3 protein-coding genes are annotated in these 4099 nt (G+C 60.2%); all 3 read right to left on the reverse strand.

Going from position 1 to position 4099, the window contains the following annotated elements:
* Window positions 1-71: 71 nt before the first annotated feature.
* Window positions 72-419: a hypothetical protein gene (locus JNL55_RS23920; protein ID WP_293860078.1), complete on the reverse strand. Its 348-nt coding sequence runs from the start codon at window positions 417-419 to the stop codon at window positions 72-74.
* 43 nt (window positions 420-462) lie between these two features.
* A complete protein-coding gene (locus JNL55_RS23925) occupies window positions 463-801 on the reverse strand; it encodes a hypothetical protein (protein WP_293860081.1) in 339 nt (112 codons plus the stop codon).
* A 231-nt stretch (window positions 802-1032) separates the two neighbouring features.
* Window positions 1033-4099 (reverse strand): amidohydrolase family protein (locus tag JNL55_RS23930; protein ID WP_293860084.1); only part of this gene is annotated, 3067 nt, incomplete at its 5' end.

Raw genomic sequence — 4099 nt, forward strand, 5'->3', positions numbered from 1 at the left:
GAAGGTTGCCTCAATACGCCCTTCCATACCTGCAGCAGCGAGGCTGCCGCCGAGGCGGTAAACCTTCTGCGCTATTCGATGACCACACCATCCAGCAATGCATCGCCGGTGCTACTGTGACAGGTGCCAGTCGTGTACAGCATGACGCTGTTTCCTGCCATTTTCGCAGCCAGCAGCATCGAGAATATTCGCTTATGACGCTCATTGGTGAGCGCGAACAGGAACGCATTCGAGGTGGAGCAGCCGCTGGGATTCGACCCGGCCGCCAGCGTAACGTACACCATCTCCGATGCTGAACCTGCAGCAGGCTGCTGATTGAACTCGGTGATCTGCCGGAACTGCGTCCAGCCCGCGGCATGGGCATCAGTGAAGGTCGCAGCACATACGAAAGCAAACAGTATCGCGATTGCAGGACGCATGCTCGTTCCTCGCCAAGATGAGAGTATTGTTTGATGACGCCGATCAAGGCGCGCTGATGATATTGACGATGATCGGAAATCCGTCGGGAGAATTACATTGAGAAACATACAAATTCAGCGGCTTCCCAGCCAGCTGCGCCGCCAGTAGCGTCGAGTACATTTCTTTGAACAGCAGATTGCCGGACAGCTTGAGAATGAAATAATCGGTCCGGCCGCAGGTATCGGGATTCACCATCAACTGATGTTTGATGAGAATGCCGTCCTTACCTTCTGAAAAATGTATTTGATCAATGGTTCCCACGGCGGTCCAGCCGCCTGCGCTTGCAGTACCGGCAGCAGCCAGCATCCATCCAAACGCCAAGAGTCTCGCGATCGTCTTCATTGGACACCCACCCATGCTAGAAAAGAACCCAGGGGGTAGGCGATTGTTATTGATTTTCAATGCGCCTTCCCTAGCTGCTTCGTAGCCAAAGGTTGCAATCGTCCTGCGAAATTGTCAACGCATACCCCTCGCCTCAAATGTAAATCAGGGTTTGGACGAGCGTCCGCATGCACGCTGCTCCATCTCGGACCAGGACACGACAATGAAACAAACGCTCTGACGCGAACTGCATCAATGCCACCACAACGGCGGAGCGGGCCGCACGCTCGGCCAGACTTCCTGAAGCGTGTCGCCCTGGTAGAGCACGCCATTCTTCATTACGTAGCGGATCGATTGTGTGTTGCGGATATCGTCCAGCGGATTCGCATCTAGAACCAAGAGGTCGGCGAGCTTGCCGGGCTCGATGCTGCCGAGATCCTGCGAGAAGCCCAGCGCCTGCGCGCCGCAGGTGGTCGCAGCGTGCAGCGCTTCGTGCGCCGTAGTTCCGCCATCGGCCAGAGCCCAAAGATTCCAGTGATAGCCGAGGCCCGCCAAGTTGCCATGGCTACCGATGCAAACGCGTCCTCCGGCATGTAACAGGGCTGCAGCTGATTGCGCCAGTTGCGGTGTGAACCGATCCTCTGGCGGCACCCATAGCGAGCGGCGGCGACGAGTCAGGCCTTCCGGAGGAAAGAAGCGGCGGAGCTTGGCATCGTCGTACAGCGACGCGTTCTGATACCCCGCGTTCCAACCCGACACCCCGCTGTACGTCTCGAGCAGCGCCGGCGTATAGACGATGCCGGTCCGGCTGAACAACTGCATGACATCGTCATGAAATGCATAAGGCAACACGTGCTCATTGCCTTGCATGCCATCCAGCGCATGCGTGAGATCGAGCCTGAAGTCGCCGCCGCCTTCCGTGGTGAGCATGACGTTCAACTGGCGCGCCGCCTCGATCATCCATTGGCGCTGTTGTCGATTGCCGATGAGATAGGACTTGATGGTGCGCACGCCATAGAAGTCCCGGTAGCGTTTCACCAGTGCCAACGCGTCTTCCAGCGATTGCAGGTTGTTGGTGGTGAATGCCCCCGGCCCAGTGGAGAAGGACCGGTAGCCGAGCACGTCGCCAGTCTCGGTCAGATCTTCGTACGTCAGAGCATCGACGGTTTCCGTCTGCGGATCCCGCCCGGTCGTGACACCGTACGCGAGGTAGCTCTGCAATGGCCAAGCCTGAGTGTCGAGCACGCCGCGACGAAGCGCGAGCGCGTGTGGGTGCAAATCGATAAAGCCTGGGACCAGCGTCTTGCCAGCGACATCGATTCGCGTGACCTGCGCAGGCAGTTGTAACGTCCCGCGCGGCCCGACAGCGGAAACGCGGTTGTCGATGATCAGAACGTCCACATCTTCCAGCACTTCGTCGGCCTTCATCGTGATGACCCGAGCACCACTCAATACAACGGCGCCGCGTGGCCGCGCTCGTGGCTTTTCGATGCGCACCGCGAATGAATCAACCTCTGCTGACTGATCACTTGCAGTGGCAATCGGTGGCGCACGAAACACCGTTGCGCCGAGCGACCACAGAGCTATCGTTCCTGTTTGATTCCAAGCAATGTCGTCCACGCCATACTGATCCAAGCGTCGAATCGGTACTGGCGCGGCCGCCATGTCGATTACCAGAGGAGCGGCGCCTGTCCAGGTCATCGGCAACATATGCGCATGCCCACGAACGCGCGCCAGCACATGCCGGCCATCGGGACTCAACAGCACCATGGGATGCATTTCCATCCCAGTGCCCGAGCCCAGAGTAGATAGGTTGAGCTCCAGCACAGCGCGACGCTCGGTGCCATCCACGCGCATGGATACCAAGCCCAAGCCCGAAGACAGATAAACGCGGTCGGCATCGGGACCGAAATGGGGCCGCATCAACCCGGGCGCGGCGGCGATGATGCGCGCCTCGCCACCTCCGGCCGCTATCCACGCAAGATCCATGGATGCCGACGCTCCTGCAGACGTGCCGCCATCATGGACCGCCGACGAAGGGTCGTCTTCACCGGCCAGCATGAGATCCACCCTGCCCCGCTCAAAGTCGCTCTTCGACATGCGCAACGCCAGCACTCGGGAACCATCCGGCGACCAGACCGGATCGCGATAGTAAGCCGCATCGTGAGTGAGACGGATGGCACGGCTCGAGCCCGCGACACGAATTTTCCAGAGCGCGCCGCCGTCGGTGCCGGTCCACGTCGTATAAACGAGCCATCGACCGTCGGCGGACCAAGCCGGCTGATAGCCACCGGCGGGCCCGGTCGTTAGCGGCTTCGGCACTCCGTCGGGCAGCGCCTTTACATACAACTGGCCGAACGCAGTGAACGCGAGCGACGCGCCGTCCGGCGATAACGTGGGTCGCTGCACGAGCCGCGCAACAACAGGCCCCTCCGGCACACGGCTTTGAGTCTGCAACTCCGGGCCAATCTCGCGCGATACAGACACAGTCATCGGAATGACACTCGCCGTGCCGCTCGCGACATCGATGCTATGAATCTTACCGTTGAAGGCGGCAATGAGGCGCGTGCCGTCCGGGGTGAATGCGTATCCGGGAAGTAGATCGAGCGTACTCTTCGCGGACTCCTGATCATCGCGCTGAACGCGAGCGAGCAGCAGCCGCTCGTTCCCGGAGCGTAGATCTCGAATCATCAAGTCCGTCGAGCCACGCGTGCGCGTGCCATAAACCAATCGCCGTCCGTCGGGGGACAGCACGGGCCGCATGGCGCTGCCAATCGCGGTGGTGATATCTAACTCTTCGCCGGTCATGCGATCCCGTCGCCGCACTTGCCAATACGGCATCGAGCGCACCTCGCCGCCGCCTATCGAATAGAAAGGATAGTAGCCCCGTGCGTATGAGTAGTAGAAATAACGCCCGTCGACAGAAGCGACGGCGCCCAGCGCGTTGTTCCACAAATCCTGGGGCGCCCCTGGCGACGGCAGACTGGGAACGATGTTCACGCCCTGCCCGCCGTCGCGATGATACAGCCACAACTCGAAGGAGCTTTGGTACGTGTAAGGCTTGTGCCGCGAGACCAGGACGCTCTGGCCGTCCGCTGTGAAACTGGGTGAGACGAAGTGCGTGAACGAGTCCGTCGTCAACGCACGCGAATTGGCGCCATCGACATCCATCAACCAGAGATTTTCTGCGCCACTACGATCGCTCACGAACACGATCTGTCGGCCATCCGGAGAGAAGCGAGGCTGCGCATCGTAGGCCAGGCCCTGCGTCAGCGAAGTGGCCTCGCCACCTTCGATGGGCAGCGTGTAGAGATCACCG

The organism is Steroidobacter sp., from assembly GCF_016790065.1.
Lineage (GTDB): Bacteria > Pseudomonadota > Gammaproteobacteria > Steroidobacterales > Steroidobacteraceae > Steroidobacter.